12 protein-coding genes and 1 riboswitch are annotated in these 15902 nt (G+C 63.4%); of the genes, 1 reads left to right on the top strand and 11 read right to left on the bottom strand.

Annotation, left to right across the window (positions count from 1 at the left end):
* Nucleotides 1–6: 6 nt before the first annotated feature.
* The 9 genes from KIH07_RS19395 to KIH07_RS19350 all read right to left on the bottom strand — a co-directional run bounded on the left by KIH07_RS19395 (nt 7) and on the right by KIH07_RS19350 (nt 10498).
* Nucleotides 7–495, bottom strand: a complete 489-nt coding sequence (locus KIH07_RS19395) for a type IV pilin protein (RefSeq protein WP_319004829.1) — start codon at nt 493–495, stop codon at nt 7–9.
* Nucleotides 492–4757 (bottom strand): pilus assembly protein, encoded by a 4266-nt coding sequence (locus KIH07_RS19385; protein ID WP_226493517.1) that lies wholly within the window; start codon nt 4755–4757, stop codon nt 492–494. Before KIH07_RS19385 ends, KIH07_RS19395 begins: the two co-directional genes overlap by 4 nt.
* Nucleotides 4758–4788: 31 nt before the next feature.
* Nucleotides 4789–5310: a pilus assembly protein gene (locus KIH07_RS19380; RefSeq protein ID WP_319004828.1), complete on the bottom strand. Its 522-nt coding sequence runs from the start codon at nt 5308–5310 to the stop codon at nt 4789–4791.
* A 50-nt stretch (nt 5311–5360) separates the two neighbouring features.
* Nucleotides 5361–6419: a PilW family protein gene (locus KIH07_RS19375; protein ID WP_226493515.1), complete on the bottom strand. Its 1059-nt coding sequence runs from the start codon at nt 6417–6419 to the stop codon at nt 5361–5363.
* A gap of 8 nt (nt 6420–6427) precedes the next feature.
* Nucleotides 6428–6901 (bottom strand): type IV pilus modification protein PilV, encoded by a 474-nt coding sequence (gene pilV, locus KIH07_RS19370; RefSeq protein WP_226493514.1) that lies wholly within the window; start codon nt 6899–6901, stop codon nt 6428–6430.
* A complete protein-coding gene (locus KIH07_RS19365; protein ID WP_226493513.1) occupies nt 6891–7376 on the bottom strand; it encodes a GspH/FimT family pseudopilin in 486 nt (161 codons plus the stop codon). Before KIH07_RS19365 ends, pilV begins: the two co-directional genes overlap by 11 nt.
* Nucleotides 7377–7536: 160 nt before the next feature.
* Nucleotides 7537–7998: a transcriptional regulator NrdR gene (nrdR, locus tag KIH07_RS19360; RefSeq protein WP_226493512.1), complete on the bottom strand. Its 462-nt coding sequence runs from the start codon at nt 7996–7998 to the stop codon at nt 7537–7539.
* Between the two features lie 103 nt (nt 7999–8101).
* Entirely contained in the window at nt 8102–9346 is a 1245-nt protein-coding gene (glyA, locus tag KIH07_RS19355) for a serine hydroxymethyltransferase (protein ID WP_226493511.1), read from the bottom strand.
* 51 nt (nt 9347–9397) lie between these two features.
* Nucleotides 9398–9567: riboswitch (ZMP/ZTP riboswitch) on the bottom strand.
* Between the two features lie 79 nt (nt 9568–9646).
* Complete coding sequence (locus KIH07_RS19350; protein ID WP_226494764.1) at nt 9647–10498, bottom strand: lytic transglycosylase domain-containing protein; 852 nt, start codon at nt 10496–10498, stop codon at nt 9647–9649.
* 783 nt (nt 10499–11281) lie between these two features.
* Here KIH07_RS19350 and KIH07_RS19345 point away from each other — a divergent pair.
* Nucleotides 11282–14029: a DUF349 domain-containing protein gene (locus tag KIH07_RS19345; protein ID WP_226493510.1), complete on the top strand. Its 2748-nt coding sequence runs from the start codon at nt 11282–11284 to the stop codon at nt 14027–14029.
* Between the two features lie 91 nt (nt 14030–14120).
* Here the strand turns inward: KIH07_RS19345 and KIH07_RS19340 are convergent, their stop codons facing one another.
* Together KIH07_RS19340 and KIH07_RS19335 are read right to left on the bottom strand one after the other, a co-directional pair.
* Complete coding sequence (locus tag KIH07_RS19340; protein WP_226493509.1) at nt 14121–15002, bottom strand: zinc-dependent peptidase; 882 nt, start codon at nt 15000–15002, stop codon at nt 14121–14123.
* A gap of 3 nt (nt 15003–15005) precedes the next feature.
* Complete coding sequence (locus KIH07_RS19335; protein WP_226493508.1) at nt 15006–15869, bottom strand: UDP-2,3-diacylglucosamine diphosphatase; 864 nt, start codon at nt 15867–15869, stop codon at nt 15006–15008.
* Nucleotides 15870–15902: the final 33 nt, after the last annotated feature.

The raw sequence follows: 15902 nt of genomic DNA, 5'->3' as shown, positions 1-15902 counted from the left end.
GGCAACTCACCGCCAGCAATCTCCCAATGCGGCCGTGCCGGTCCTGCCTTTGGTGCCGGCCTGTGTCAGGGTCAATGTGCCACATCCAGCATCGACCGTTGCCTGGCTTCCTTGGGGGGCCGCCTGTACCGTGTAAGTCGACTGCGTCGGTTGACCCGATGTGAAACTGAACGTATAGAAGTTGGTCATGTCCGCTCGGCAGGCCGGGTTTGGCAGCGCCACGGCCACCGGCGTAGCGGCCGCTGTCTGGTCATAGCGCATGTTGGTCGTGTAGAAGCGCTCCATGAACTGGGCCATTTCCACCAGGCATCCCTGCGCGGCAGCGCGGCGCGTCTTGGCGACCGATTGCTGGTAGCTCGGGTAGGCCACCGCCGCAAGAATGGCAACCACCGCCACCACGATCATCACCTCGATCAGGGTGAAACCCTGCATTCTGGAGGTGTTGTTCATGCGTTTGCCAGCCATGCGGCTGATCGACTTTTGCCAAGTGCTCATCGAACAATCTCCCGCCAGGAAATGCGACCACGGAACGATGACCCACCACCACCGAGGTTGACGCGAACATCCCCCAACTTGGCGTCGGAGCCACCCACCACCAGGCGGTCGCCTATCAAGATGGGTTCGCCGGGCTTGCCAATACCCAGGTCGATGGAGCCTCCATAGGTGCCGTCAGAGAATGTGTCGTCGGTGAAACTCCCATCGTCGTCAAAGTCGAAGAGGGGTTGGGTCAGTCGGCCACCGGTGTAAGGATTGACCGCATTCAGGTAACCGGTACCACCCGGCTTGCAAACGTCATCCACCGGGATCACGGAGCTGGCGAGCAGGGTGGGCTCCGCCAGCTGATAAACCCGAGAGGCCGTGACCATTCGTTCACCTACGGCGGGCAGGTCAATGACCCAGCCTTTTTTGAGTTGCATGTCATCCGGGTCAATCGCTTTGAAGGAGCGGGCTGCTCTGCCGCCAATCGAGCCCGAGGTTATTTGAAAACCCGGAGTCAGCAGCAGATCGGAGCGCGCGATCGGCGCCCCTTCGTCAATCAATCCATACCAGGACTGCTTGTCGATGTTGCTGGGGTCCGAAACCCGGAAGTCACTGCCGGTACCGAAATGGATGTACCACTGGTTCAAATGCGGGTCACCGGCGTATTCCGCTACCAACTTTTGGTGCGTTGTGATGGGCGCCGTGATCGGTTGTGGGTCCCCGTCGGCGCTTGTGGCCGTGAACAGGGGAGCTCCACTGAAAGCCACCGACCAATCCGTCGCGGTACTGCTGCTCAGGTTGAACTTCCACACATTGCCCTTGAGGTCGCCCGCGTAAGCGGTGGTGACCTTGCCTGTATTGTCCAGAATCAGGCCCGGAGTGGCCAGACCATTGTCTCCCGCCACGCCGGTATCGATCTTGCGGATCAGGGCACCGGTGGCCAAGTTGAACACATACAGCACGGCCTTCTGGTCGGTGCTGTTGTAGCCGTTGCCGACGATCACCGCCCAAGTACCGTTCTGCAACTGGGCAATGATCGGACGACCCAGCATATAGCCCAGGTCTGGGTCTGTGGGGGAGAAATACTCCCACAGCACATCGTCCCCATCAAAGGTGGCCGGGTCGGTCACGTTCAGGCCGAACAGACCCTTGCCGCCACGGCCCAGGGCCCCGACCAGGTAATTCACACCAGCTGTCTGGCTCCTGTTCGAGACGGTGATGTCGCCGTCGACAAAGAACTCGTGGCTGGTGTTATAGCTGAGGCTAGAAATGTTTTTCAACCGAGCCATACCGGCGCTAGGGATGTAGGCAAAAAGCTCGCCACCTGCCTGCGCGTCGAAGGCATGCAGCATGCCATCGTTGGCACCGATGAAGACCGTGTTCACGTCCTTCACGTAGAAGGGTGACGAGTGAGCGATGTCACCCAGCACCGAGTCCGGGTTGCGGGGGCGCAGGGTGTTGCTCGCTTCCTGGGTGCGGTCGCCACGGAGGTAGTTCAGGATGTTCGAGGAGTTGTCAAACAGGGCTTGCTCACCCGTTGACAAGATAGACCACTCGAACGCTCTGCCCACCAGACTGCCGCTGCTCAGGGATCCGTAGTAGATGCGGCGAGCGCCATGTGCAGGGACATGTTCCGATGCAAGCCATGCCGGAGTGTCAGCGACGCCGTCGGCAGTGGCTTGATAGGCCCGCAGATCGCCAGACCACTTTTCACTGTTGAAGATGCCTTGGTAGACAAAGGTTTCGGTCGACAGGGACGTGCTGTTGGCCACCACGTTGCCACCACTGCCACTTCTCTCGATGATGTTCTCGAACGCCTTCTTGAGGGAGTCTTTGAGTTTCAACGGGTTCTGCACGAAGAAGTAGGTATCCGGTACGCCATCATTGTCCTTGTCCCATTCCGAATCTTGGTCCAGGCCCCCACTCTTGTTGAGGTCCACATAACCGCCGTATTTGGCGGCGTACCACAACGGGTCCTTGAGCAGGGTGGCGGAAGGGCTGGTGCTGGTCGTGAACGTGTATGTGGATACGGTCTGCCCGATGGATGGGATGTTCTGGCACTCGGTCTGCTGGGCCGCCGTCAATGTCCCATCACAGTAGCCGGGCGTCCGTCCCGCGGGGACGTTCAGGAAATACATGGGGCTTGAGGTTTCATCCCGGGCCACCAGGTAGACCCCATCCTGCGTGGAGCCCGACACGATGTAGCCCATGTTCTGCTGAATGCCACCGGCCTGGTAGGTGGGTGTGACCGTCACCTCGACCTGGCCCGATGCATTTTCCTTGACGACATACTTCGAGATGGCGTCCATGTCATGGTCGGCGCCTTGCTCCACGTCCTCGAAGTTGATCTGGAACTCGGCGTAATAGCGGCCATCGTTCACGCTGCTGTCGGCATCGCTGGTCCCCGAATTGGCGATCTTCTCCACATAGAAGTCGACAATCTGGTTGGTGGGCTGGAACTGCCCCTTGGTGTTCGAAATGCCGCCACCACTCACCGACTTGGCGAACGGAACGATGGTGATGGTCCGCCCGCTGGATGTCTTGACCGCGATCTTGGGCAGGGGAGAGCTCAACGCCACCACATAGGTGTCAACAGTCTGGTTGCCCGTCAACGTGGTGCGCAAATCGGTGGTCTTGGCGTAGCGGGCCACCGACGCGCTGTAGTAGCTGCCTCGCTTGGTGGGTTCTTCGGGTGCCAAGCCGCGGACCCGCCCCAGCGATGTCACGGTCTTGGGTGTTGGTGCCGTGTCATAAACGGTATCGGACTGGCCGATGAACCGCAGGCCGGTGATGTTGGACTCCAGCGAGGTGATGGTGTCGCCGATGGTTTCGACGTTCAGTCCAGTCAGGTCACCCGTGAACGTACCAAACTCGCTGTAGACGCCAGGGATCTGGTCCGAGTCGAATGACGGGTTGACGTCCGAGATGGTCAGGAAATTGGCTCGCGCGCAGGAAGATGCACTGGCAGCGCTGTTGGACGCATACGGGTCATCCCAAGTTGCAGAGCTTAGACCTGCCTCTCCATCAATCGTAGTGCCATCCGCGTAGGCGGTGGTGGCGACACCTTTACCGGAAAAGTAGCGAGTGGCTTCGTACAACAATTCACCCACCGGATTGCCCCAGTCGGCAAATTCGCCATCGGTCATCGATCGTGTCGTGACCCAGCCCGCGCGATAGGCGTTGTCGCTTCGTGTGTTGTTGAAGTCCCGTATGCGCAGCTTGTTGAGGGTGTTGACGATGGGGGCACTGGCGTTGAACTGCCCGGTGGTGCCGTTGACTTCTTCGGCAAAAGAGGACACTGCTTTGCGCAGCCGTCCGCCACTCATGGGCTTGTCGTAGCTGCCCGACAGCAAGCCGAAGTACATGCTCTCGTTTTCGCCGTAGTCGTGCAGCAGCCCCACCGGTTTGTAAACGGGGGTGCCACCGTTGGTGTACTGCTTGCAGCCATTGTGGAAGTTGACGGTACAGACCTGAACCCGGACACGGTAGTTGACTTCGCCATCGGTGTTGTTCGGGAAGTTGCCTGTGGACAGCGTGCTGCCCAGCACCGGGCGCTCCTTGGAGGCCCATTCCCAGATCCGGTGGTCGCCGCTAACACTCGTCCGTACGCGCAGCAGCGGCTGACGTGTATCACTGCAATCGCTCAACGTGCTGCAGTTGACTCCATCGGTACTGGTCAGGCTGCCGAAAAAATGCCGACGGTTGGTGCCATTGGGCTCGTTGAACGGGGTGTAGTCGCTGATCTTGTAACCATCGGTCGTTTCGCTGTGGTACTCCTTGCCCCAGCTGTGCGAATCTTGCGGAATGTAGGCGCGGCGCAGCACGGTGTCGCTGGTGGTGTCGACCTCCCGGTGGCCACCATAGAGCACTTTGCGCAAGGCGTCGATGCGGCTGGTGGTCATGTAGTTGAGCCAGCGGCCAGACCATTGGGCCGAGCCGGTACAACGGCCCAGATTGTCCGTGGTGCCGGCCGGCTCAAAACGGTCGCTGCTGTAGTTGTAGCAATAACCGGAGTCAAACAAGCCGTAGTAGTTGATCGACGGCTTGAACCGGATGTCCAGCGTGCCATCACCATCGACGTCGCTGGCATCGTTGTAGGCCTCGTAGAACAGCTTGTGGTCCTTGCTCATGACCAGCATGGTCATGGGGGTGGCATTGGTGGTAGACCCCAGAGGGGTGCTGGGCCATGTCACGGCACCGGCACTGAGATAAATGCCGGCCGCCAGGGTGGTCAGTGCCACCTTTGCGACACGGTTGGCGAGCGTGGACAGCTTCATGATGACCTTCCTTCTTTTCACTTTTTTGGTGTCATTCCGTGGCGTAGACGGACTGCAGAATCACTTCCGCCCGATCGGATCCGGCTTGGCTGCGCGCCGTGATGCGGTAGCGGGCGCAGGTGACATTCACCAGCGGTGTGCTGGGGTCGCAGGGGAACGCGTTGCCCAGGAATTCCACGAAATACTGCGGCGAGGACCCGGCCTGGGTATTCAGGCTGACGGTGGCGTTGGTCCAACCTGAGAAACCGTTCATGGCCCAACGGCCTTCACAGTAGAGACCCGGCGCGGAGCACAGGCCGCCGGAACAGGTTGAACTGCATTCGGTGGCGTTGGTGGGCGCGGCGAGCGCCAGGGCACTGGTGTGCTTGGGGGTTGTCTGGGCCTGAGCCGCGGCCACGGCTTCGCCTGCACGCAGCCCAGCTTCAGCCGACTGGAAGGCTAGGCTGCGGTCGTAGAAGTTGGAGGACATCTTCGCTTCCAGCACCACGTTGCGCAGACTGGCCACGCCGATCAATGTGATGAGGACCAGCAGGATGAGCGAGATGATGAGCACGGCGCCGCGCTCCTGTCTCGGTGCGGGTATGTGGGAAGTGTGCAATGGCTTCATGGCAGGCGGTTGCGAAGGGTGACCACGTGCGTCATCTGGCGCTGCAGGGCGGCGCCGTCGGTGCCCACGTTCTGCAGGCTTTGTAAGGTCAGCGTGACGCGAACGGCATTGACCCGGGGCCAACTGGTGACGGAGGCTGCGGTCGCGTAGTCGGTCGGCAATGCACCCGTGGCGTCTGTTTCCAGATAGGTCAGTTGCATGTCGGTGACACCTTCGGCAATCTCTTCAATCAGCGGCGTTGCGCTGACTGTTCCACCGCTGTTCACCAATCGTGCTCTGTATAGAGACCGCCCACCACGCCCATTGAATCCGATGTACCAGATCTCGCTGGTCAGCTTGACCATGTAGCCGCCACTGAAGTCGTACAGATTGCCGTTGACGTTCGAGCAATCGGTGGGGTAGCCCAAACCCTTGCTGCAGTTTCCGGGCGACACCCCAGCAACACCTGTGTTGTGAACCACAGTGCTATTGGAGGTACTCGCACTGGTCACCTGCAGAAGAGCGGCCTGCCGATAGTTGCACACCAGTACGATGTCGCCATCCACTAGGCCATGACTGTTGGTGCCTACGTCAAACTGGGCCGAAGTGGGAACGTGCCCGTTGATCCGCACGCCGGTGTTCAGGTTGCCAAACACCAGGAAGACCGCATCGGTGCCATCGACCCGTTGACCCGCACCGGTTCCGATGGTGATGCCGTTGGCTGCCGTACTGTTGTCATAGCCCCGGATGCCATCGGTCCAATTGGCCCACCAGAAGGCGCTGCCACCGGAATCAGGGTTTATCACATCCGCGGTGGGCACACCCCGACCACACGGACTTCCGCCGGCTTCGCGCACTTGCCGCGCCATCAGTTCCACGGCGGTGCGTCCGCTTTCCTGCATGCGGGAGAGCTGCTCGGTGGTGCGATAAGCCTGCTGATTGGTGACGAACACGCCGATGACGCCACCCACCAGGAACAACCCCAGCGCAATGGCCACCATGAGCTCAACAATACCGAAGCCGCGAATCTGTCTGCGGGAGGGGCGGGGTCTGGAAATTCTGGGACGCTGGGTCATGGTTGTTCTCACAGCACACTGATCGTCTCGACCATCTGATTGGAGTCGCCGCTGATAGCCCGCGTGTCGTCCCAGAAGATGCGGACGGTGCATCGCTCACCCTGGCAGGTGATTTGTCCGCAGGTGGTGTCACGATCTCCCAGGGTCTGCTTCAGCGCCTGCATCCAGAGACGTTGGTCGCTGGTAATCAGTGTGGTGCTGGCGCTGACGCTGCATGTTCTGCTGATGTTGTATTGCCCGGTACGCGCGGCATTCACGTTGGCGCGCATCGCGTCCAGCATCAGGTAGCTCAAGGTCACGGCCTGGCTGCGCTCGAATGCGCTCTGGTTGTTCTTCAGCGTACTGCTTTGCAGGCCTGCAATGCCCAGCAGGCCGATGGCCAGCACGAGCACGGCCACGAGCACTTCGATGAGGCCGAAGCCTCGTTGGGAAGAACGGCCGGCACGCGCCGGACGGGCAGGTTGTCTGTGTTTATTCGACATGGATCGATCCCGTGCGAATCCGGATGTTGCGGGTTTGTGCGCCTGACGTGATGGTGATCTGGCCACCGGTGATCAAGGTGGTACCGACGGTGGCCGTGTCGCAGGTGCAGCTGTAAGGCAGGCCGTCGGCCCGGTAGTCTGCGCAGAAGGTGCCCACCGTGGTGCTGCCTTGCAGGGTGCCTTCGCGGATGGCCGTGGCTGAAGAGGGCGTGCGAACGATCCAGCCAGTGCTCGCACTGCAGAACCGGTGCGTTGCGTTCTTGCGAATGGCCTCGCTGCGCGCGGTTTGCAGCCCACCCAGCAACTCGTTGGATTGCGCAGCGACCCGATTTTTTTCCATCATGCCCTGGAAGCTGGGTACGGCGATACCCAGAAGGATCGCTGCCACGGCGAGCGTCACCATCAGCTCGATGAGCGTAAAGCCGCCCGAACGGTGTCGAGTCGGTTTGCTCAATGGGTATGTGGACTTGTCCAATCGATCTCCGAAACAAACAGCAACTGGTAACAAGGTCAGAGTAACCTCTGGCCTGCTATGTTTTCATAGCGTAACAGTCGGGTTTGGCCCGGATGTACGAAGAACGATGGACGGAGCGTCTGTCCGGCTGTACGGAAACGGGGTTGATGCCCTTGGTGCTTCAGCCACTGCTGCGTGAGGTGGTTTCTCTCACGGCGTCCATGAACTCGTTCACATCGTCGAAGCTGCGGTACACGCTCGCGAAGCGTATGTAGGCGACTTTGTCGAGCTTCTTGAGTTCGCGCATCACCATTTCACCCAGGCGGGTGGCGGGAACTTCGCGGACGCCCAGGTTGAGCAGCTTTTCTTCGATGCGCTCGATGGCGGCGTCGACCTGCTCGGTGCTGACCGGGCGTTTGCGCAGCGCCAGCGCGAAGGACGCCCTGAGCTTGGCGGGCACGTAGTCGACGCGCCGACCGTCTTTTTTCACCACGGCTGGAAAGCTGACTTCCGGGCGCTCATAGGTGGTGAAGCGCTTTTCGCAGTGGCCACATTGGCGGCGGCGGCGGATGAAGTCGGCGTCTTCGGAGATCCGGGTCTCAACGACCTGGGTCTCCAGGTGACCGCAGAAGGGGCATTTCATGGGTACACCAATATACAGAGGGTTGCTGCCTGGCCGCCCACTGGCGAGATGCGCTACCGATGACGGATCGCGTCCCGCGCGGCGGCGCAGGCAGGAGCATGGCTTATTTATAGACCGGGAACCGGGCCGTCAGCGCGTTGACCTTGGCGCGCACGGCCTCGATGTTGGCTGGGTCGCGCGGGTTGTCCAGCACGTCGGCGATCAGGTTGGCGGTCAGCCGGGCCTCTTCGTCCTTGAAGCCTCGGGTGGTCATGGCCGGGGTGCCGATGCGCACGCCGCTGGTGACCATCGGCTTTTCTGGGTCGTTGGGGATGGCGTTCTTGTTGATCGTCATGTGGGCGCTGCCCAGCACGGCCTCGGCTTCCTTGCCGGTGATGCCCTTGGCGCGCAGGTCCACCAGCATCACGTGGCTCTCGGTGCGGCCGCTCACGATGCGCAGCCCACGCTGGGTCAGGGTCTCGGCCACGATCTGGGCGTTCTTCACCACCTGTTGCTGATAGGCCTTGAACTCCGGCGCCAGTGCTTCCTTGAAAGCCACGGCCTTGGCCGCGATCACGTGCATCAACGGGCCACCCTGCAGTCCTGGGAAGATGGCGCTGTTGATGGCTTTTTCGTGCTCGGCCTTCATCAGGATGATGCCGCCGCGCGGGCCGCGCAGGCTCTTGTGGGTGGTGGAGGTCACCACGTCGGCAAAAGGCACTGGGTTGGGGTACACGCCAGCCGCAATCAGTCCGGCGTAGTGGGCCATGTCCACCATGAAGATGGCGCCGACGTCTTTCGCCACTTTGGCGAAGCGTTCGAAATCAATGCGCAGGCTGTAGGCCGAGGCGCCGGCAATGATGAGCTTGGGCTTGGTCTCGTGGGCCTTGCGCTCCATGGCGTCGTAGTCGATTTCTTCCTTGTCGTTCAGGCCGTAGCTGACCACGTTGAACCACTTGCCGCTCATGTTGAGCGCCATGCCGTGGGTGAGGTGACCACCTTCGGCCAGGCTCATGCCCATGATGGTGTCGCCCGGCTTGAGGAAGGCGAGGAACACGGCCTCGTTGGCCGAGGCGCCGCAATGCGGTTGCACGTTGGCGGCGTCGGCGCCGAAGATCTGTTTCACACGGTCAATGGCCAGCTGTTCGGCCACGTCCACGTACTCGCAGCCACCGTAGTAGCGGCGGCCCGGATAGCCTTCGGCGTATTTGTTGGTGAGCTGGGTGCCCTGGGCGGCCATGACCGCGGGTGAAGCGTAGTTTTCGCTGGCGATCAGCTCGATGTGGTGTTCCTGGCGCGCGTTTTCGGCCTGGATGGCGGCAAACAGTTCGGGATCGGTTTGCTCGATGAGGATGTTGCGGTCGTACATGGTGGCAGTCTTGGGTAACGTGGATCCCGGCGCGATGTGGACCACATCGGCAGGGGCTGCCCAGGCGAACGGCTGAACACCCGGTCGGGCCGGGCGGCACGCTTCCCAGTGGTTGTCCCGGCCGCTGATCGCTTTCAGCGCCGGGGGGCCACGTCAACGCAGCCAGTCAGAAGGAGTTCGTCCTTCGGTTGGTGCGCCTATCGCCAGTCGCGTACCCGGTTAGTTTAGCCGAGGCTTGCGCGGGCCATGGCTGTCAAATGGAGAGATCGGACGCCCGTGGGGTTTGCGTGTGCGGCTCGATCACGAGTTCGCCAGAGGCGTCTCGGGTGGGACGACGGGGGCCGCAGGCGCTTCCGCTTCGAAGTCGGTCGCAGAGTCTGGCTCGGGTGTGGGCTCGACGGTCGCGGGTGCGATCACCTGGGTGCGTTGGATTTGCGGGAAATAGCGTGGCATGGGTTTGCCCAGGGCCACGCTCTGGATGCGCAGGTGTTCCGCCATGACCTTGTTGATGTAGTCACCGCCATCGGATGAGACTGCGCCCACGTAAAGCCGCAGGCCGCCCTCGATCGAGCCTGCCTGCTTGATGCAGTCCTGCAGCACTTTGGCGCCCACACGAAGGTTCGACACCGGGTCGAAGGCCGCCAGTCGCCCGCCGAAATCCTCGTATTTGTCGGTGTGGACCCGGGTCAGCACCTGCATCAGGCCTTGTGCACCCACGGGGCTCTGTGCAAACGGGTTGAAACGCGACTCGATGGCCATGACCGCGAGGATCAGCGTGGGATCTACCCGGGCTTTCTGGCCGACGTCAAAGGCCTCCGCCACCAGCACGCTCAGGGGTTCGGGCGCCACACGGTATTTGCGGCTCAACCAGAAGGCCACATTGGCCTGCTGTTTTGGGAGGTCGGTCGGCTGGACGGCGGTGACGCGCTCGATGGCGCTGGGCTCGGGGTTGAACACGGCCGCGTCTGCGGTTTCGGTCGTTGCTACTTGGCGCTCCAGCAACCAGCCGAGCAGCTGTTGTTCGGCGCTGGTTCGCAGATCGCTGCGCGCGGCCAGCGTGATCAGTCCGACGGCCAGCAGGGTGCCCAGCAGCGCCAGGCCATTGTGGGTGATGTCGAAAAAGCCGCGGGACACATCGCCCAGTGCGGCCATGAGGGCCGCCTTGGCACCTTTGGTGCTCCTTGTTTGTTGTTGTTGCGCTGTCATGTTGTCGCTCCTTTCTGTGTCGCCCTGACGGGTGGGTCCGGTCGACTGGATTGGGTCGCCATCGACGGCAGGACCTCATGGGCCTGGCGATCGACTTAGCCGGGTTCGGCAGCGGGTCGGGTTTACCCTGGATGGGCAAAGCCGACGGATGTTATGGAGTTGTACATGTCAAGTCAATGTTTAAGATGTTATTTATTATGACTTTTGTGTATTAAGAAGATGTGATGGACTGTGATGCACAGACATCCCTAGCGACACCACCAGCGTGGATCGGGCTTCCAGTCCCGTGTGCCACTTTTGACCGTTTGTCGGGCAATTGATACCTTTCGTTCTCGGGGTGGGTCGTTCGAGGCGGGTGAATGGGCCGTGGTTGCGTGATTGAAAATCCACATGGTCGCACCTGGGCGAAACCCTTGAAGCAATGGCCGAACCGGGGTAACCTGTGCTTGCCTGTCATTGCGACTGGCATCAGCTGGCAACACGGTCTGACCGTCTGCCGGCTCCAAAGGGAGCAATCTGTTGCTTCCAGGCTGGGGAGACATCAAACTCTCTCCGCCAAATCCGACGGCAAGTGCATTACGCCCGCCGTCAGCCCCGGTGGGTTCAGCCCATCGGGGTTTCTCGTTTCTGGGGTGTCCCTTTCTGTGCGTGCGTGAACAGCGGCGACAATACGCGCTTGCTCGATGCCGGCACGGTGTCGAACCCTTCCTTTTCTGAGTCTCCTGTTTGATGTCGCTGTTTCCCCTGCGCAAGTCGCCGACCCCATCCAACGCCGCCGCCGTGAATACCCCCATCCCGACCAAGCCCTCAACCTCCTCCGCGCCACATCCGCTGGATGCGCTCACCGGAGGCGCGTTTTCCGCACCCACCTCCGGCGAGCGTGCGGCGCGCATCCGGGAGTGGCTGGGCAGTGGGCCGTCGGTGGAGTTGATGAACGAGGTGTTCAAGGAGTTGTCGCACCGCGACCGGGGCGCCGCCAAGCCGCTGAAGGAAAAGCTCGACGAACAGAAGCGCCAGAAGTCGCAGGAGCAGATCGCCGTGGAATGGGCCCACAAGGCGCAGACCCTGCTGGACCACTCGCGGCTGAACCTTGCGGATGCCTTGGCCTGGCAGCGCGACGCGGCCCGGGCCGGTGCGCCCCTGTCTCGCGAACCGCTGGCCTCGCTGAAACAGGCATTGACCGAGCGGGTCAAGGCCATCGAAGACCTGCAGCACCGGGTGCAGGTGGAGCGCGAAGCCGCGGTGTTGATCGCGCAGCGCATCGAGGTGCTGTCGACCAAATCCTGGCGCGATGCCCAACACAGCGCCGACACCCTGCGTGCCGATGTGGCGCACTGGCTGCAGCAGACCAGCACGCTGCAGAACGATGCGCAGTGGGCGAGTGTGGAGGCCAAGTTCCCGCCCATGCTGGAGGCCTCGCGCAGCCAGCTGCAATTGGTATGGGATGCCTTCGAGGCCGCATTGGCTCAGACCGTTGCCGCCGATGCCGATCCGCAGGCGCCGCTGCCCGCCGTGCCCGTGTGGGCCGACGAACTGCGCGTCGCTCGTGGTGTGGATGTGGTGGCGCCGGCTGAGAGGTCCGCCCAGAGTGCGCAGGCCGCGCAGGAAAAACGGACCCGTGTGGCCGCCGAGCTGGACAAAGTGCTGGGGGTGCTCGAACGTGAGTTGGCCGAAGGCCACGGCAAAGCCACGCCCAAAGCCGCCTCCGATGTGCGCGCGGTGCTCAAGAGCCACGCGCGGCATATCGGTGCCGAGCTGGAGGCGCGGGCCCATGCCGCCTTGACCCAGGCGGGTGAACTCGAAGGCTGGCAACGCTGGCGCGCTGATCAGCTGCGCGAAGAACTGGTCGCCAAGGCCGAGGCCCTGCTGCAGGCCCCTGAAGGCCAGCGCCTGGGTGGGCGCAAGATGCAGGAGACTCTGCGCAGTTTGCGCGACCAGTGGAAGAGCACCGACCAGGGCGGGCAACCCAATCACGCGCTCTGGAAGCGTTTTGACGAAGCTTGTACCGAGGCCCACAAATGGGTGGAAGCCTGGTTGAGCCAGGTGCGCCAGCAGGCCGATGCCCACCGGGCCCAGCGCCTGGGGATCATCGAAGAACTCAAGGCATGGACCTTGGCGCACGAGCAGAGCAGCGACTGGAAAGCCATGGTGCGGGAGCTGCACGCGTTCTCCGAGCGCTGGCGCGAAGCCGGGCACCTGAGCGAAAAGGCGTTTGCTGAGATCCAGCCGATCTGGAAAGACGTGATGCACGCCGCGCACGCACGTCTGGAGACCGCGCAGGCCGAGAGCACGGCGCGTCGCCGGGCGCTGATCGACGAAGCCATCGCGCTGGGGGCCGCACCGGTGTTGCGCATCGACGCGGTCAAGGCCCTTCAGCAGCGCTGGCAGGCCGAGGCCCACGCGGTGCCCCTGGAGCGCAAGCACGAACAGAAGTTGTGGGAGGCGTTCCGTCAGCCGATCGACGAGGCTTTCTCTCGCAAGAGCAGCGAACGCGAGAAGGCGTCCACGGCGCTCAATGCGCACGATCAGCGCGTGCTGGATGCGTCCCGCGCCCTGGAGGACGCGAGCGCCAGTGGCGACGCGCAGCGGATCCGCGAGGCGATGGCTGCGCTGGAGGCTGCGCTGAACGCTCAGCCCGAGGCCGTGCCTTCGGGTCGGCGAGACGCTGCTACGCCCACCGGACCCCAGAGCGGGGCGGCCGAGGGTGAAGGGGGCACCGACGCGGTGTCTCCCAACGAAGCGCAAGCGGCCGAGGGCGATGCGGTCGAAGGTGCGCCTGAGGTACCGGCCAAAGCGGCGGCCCCCGCCGCGCCCCCGAAGAAGGTGGTGGCGGTGCGCGGGGACGACCGTCCTGGCATGAAGAAGGCCGAGCCTGCGGGGCGGGACGGCCGGCGGGGTGATCGCCCGGAGGGGCGCCGTGATGGCGCTCCCGGGCGGCCCGACGCACGAGGTGGGCGCGATGGCGGTGCGCCGTACCGCGATCAGCGCGACTGGCGTGAGGAGCGTGAGCCTCGCGGTCCTCGACTCGGCGATGCGGCCTTCCGCGCGCAACGCCAGGCCATCGAATCGGCACAGGCCAGTCTACGCAAGCTGGCCGCGCAGGCCCACGGCGAGGTGTTGACCCAGCTGATGTCCGCGTGGGAGCAGCGCGACGCGCAGCAATTGCCCACCGCGCAGGCCTTGGGGGCGCGCGTGAATGCGGGCAGCCGGGCCGCCTGGGTGGCGGCGCTGTCGCAGGCCCCCGCTGGGTTGCCGGGTGAAACCCTGCTGAGGCTCGAAATGGCCGCCGAGGTACCCACGCCCGCCGAACACCTGAGCGACCGCCGCATGCTGCAACTGCAGTTGCTGACGCGCCGCAACGCGGCCAGCCCGGCCGAAACCTGGAGCGAAGACGTGGCGAAGGTGCTCGGTTCGGGTTATGACGCGGCTGCGGCGCGGCGCTTGCAGGCCGTGCTCAAGGTCCTGCTCAAGCGTTGACGCGGTTTGCCTGGAGCGTCGCGAGAGCGGGGCTCCGGGTACGGTCTCTGGTTGCGCGGGGAGGGGCCCCGCCACCGTGACCGGCTGGGGTTCAGGTTCTGGGTCGAAAGAAGCCGTCGTACAGCGGTATCAGCTCGGGGAACTCCAGCGCGAAGCGCTCGCGGTTGACGAAATAGGCTTCACAGGTCACGGCGAAAAATTCTGCCGGATCCTTGGCGGCGTAGTCGTCCAGCCAGGGCGGTTCACCACCGAAGCGTTCGGCCAGGGTCAGGCTCTCACGAAAGCGGTTGTAGGCGGCCTGCATGGTCCGCCGCCAGTGCTCCCGTGCTTGGGCGGCACTGTCCGAGCCCAGAAAACCCTTCGCCAATGGAGGCGCTCCGTCGGGTGTATCGCCCGTGCGCATGCCGTGCATGTCGATCTTGTGCACGAACTCGTGGATGACGACGTTGCTGCCATGTTCCGCCGCGGAACCGGCATGGGCAACGTCTTCCCAGCTCAGCATCAAAGGCCCGCGGTCCATCGCCTCGCCGGCGAGCACCTCGCGGTAGCGGTGCACCACGCCCATGCCATCGGTGACCTCGCGCTGGGCCACCGCTGCGCCGGGCTGCACCACGATGCCCACGAAGTCGCCATACCAGTCCAGCGCGGGCAAGGGGTCGTTGGTGGGGGCCTGGGCGACGCCGCCCATGTGCAGCAGGGGCAGGCAGGCCTGGGCGGCGATGGTCAGAGCCATGGCATCGGTGATGGTCAGGCCATTGGCGCCGTGGAATTCTTTCTCCAGCAGAAAGTGCTGGCACAGCTGGCGCAACCTTTGTTGCTCGTGTGGGTCGAGCGCCGCCAGGAAGGGGTGTTGCGCCAGCGTGGTGTTCCACAGGGCGGAGGGGATCTCTGGAGGGCGGCGCAGACGCCGCGGCAGCCAGCGCTGGATGAAGGTGGGCAGGATGCGGGGAGCCCCTGTTTGTCGGCGTGCCATGCCTCAGCACCCGAGCGTCTGTCGCTCATGCCCGCTCAATGGCTGTGGCAGGCGGTGGAACCCCCGTGCGTCGAGTCTCAACACTTCGGCGCGCGGCGGGTGGGCCAGGGCGTCCCAGTCGCTGAGGACCACACGACGCAGGTCGTCGCCCAGTTCGTGCTGGGCCGGCCGGTGGGTGTGGCCGTGGACCAGGGTGCTGGCCGCGCCGCGCCGCAGCCAGTCCTTGGCGGCGGTGGCATCCACATCGGCCCACAGCGTGGGGTCGTTCGCCAGGCCGCGCTTGCGGAGTTCGCTCTGGGTGCGCAGACCACGTGCGATGGCCTCGCGTTCGGCCAGGGGCTGGGCCAGGAAGGCCTGTTGCCAGTCCGGCTGGCGCACCATGGCGCGAAAGCGCATGTAGTCGGTATCGTCCAGGCACAGCGCATCGCCGTGGCTGAGCAGCCAGCGTTGGCCTAGAAACGCCAGCACCGTGGGATCGGACAGCCCATGCATGCCGCAGGCGCTCAGACCCGCTGGACCCAGCAGGAAATCGCGGTTGCCGTGTATGAAGTACACGGGGGTGTGCTGGCCATGGGCGTGCAGCGCTTCGGCGCAGCGGCGCCAGAAACCGTGGTCGGCGGAATGCTGTGTGCCCGTGGGGGGGAGGGCGGCCTGAAGCAGGTCGTCGCCCACCCAGACCTCGAACAGGTCGCCCAGGATGAACAAGGCATCGGCCCGTTCGGCCGGGGGGCGCTGCAGGTAATGCAGCCAGCATTCGAAGGTGGCCGGCTCCGAGGCCTGCAGGTGCAGGTCGGAAATGAAGTCGACCGCTTGCCAGTGCGCAGGGGCGCGGAGTTCGGCGAAGCGGTCGGAGGTCGGGGTGTCCATGGAGCAAGAAGCCCATCGGCCCCCTGGGTCGCG

This window comes from Hydrogenophaga taeniospiralis, from assembly GCF_020510445.1.
Taxonomy (GTDB): domain Bacteria; phylum Pseudomonadota; class Gammaproteobacteria; order Burkholderiales; family Burkholderiaceae_C; genus Hydrogenophaga.
The sequence above is the reverse complement of the archived record's forward strand: the minus strand, read 5'-3'. Positions and strand labels throughout refer to the sequence as shown.

Bases quoted from the DNA above. Each gene is read 5' to 3' on its own strand.
- KIH07_RS19375 (WP_226493515.1), bottom strand. From the start codon at position 6,419: ATGACCCAGCGTCCCAGAATTTCCAGACCCCGCCCCTCCCGCAGACAG.
- KIH07_RS19345 (WP_226493510.1), top strand. From the start codon at position 11,282: ATGTCGCTGTTTCCCCTGCGCAAGTCGCCGACCCCATCCAACGCCGCC.
- pilV (WP_226493514.1), bottom strand. From the start codon at position 6,901: ATGTCGAATAAACACAGACAACCTGCCCGTCCGGCGCGTGCCGGCCGT.
- KIH07_RS19350 (WP_226494764.1), bottom strand. From the start codon at position 10,498: ATGGCCGCACTGGGCGATGTGTCCCGCGGCTTTTTCGACATCACCCAC.
- nrdR (WP_226493512.1), bottom strand. From the start codon at position 7,998: ATGAAATGCCCCTTCTGCGGTCACCTGGAGACCCAGGTCGTTGAGACC.
- KIH07_RS19335 (WP_226493508.1), bottom strand. From the start codon at position 15,869: ATGGACACCCCGACCTCCGACCGCTTCGCCGAACTCCGCGCCCCTGCG.
- glyA (WP_226493511.1), bottom strand. From the start codon at position 9,346: ATGTACGACCGCAACATCCTCATCGAGCAAACCGATCCCGAACTGTTT.
- KIH07_RS19340 (WP_226493509.1), bottom strand. From the start codon at position 15,002: ATGGCACGCCGACAAACAGGGGCTCCCCGCATCCTGCCCACCTTCATC.
- KIH07_RS19395 (WP_319004829.1), bottom strand. From the start codon at position 495: ATGAGCACTTGGCAAAAGTCGATCAGCCGCATGGCTGGCAAACGCATG.
- KIH07_RS19385 (WP_226493517.1), bottom strand. From the start codon at position 4,757: ATGAAGCTGTCCACGCTCGCCAACCGTGTCGCAAAGGTGGCACTGACC.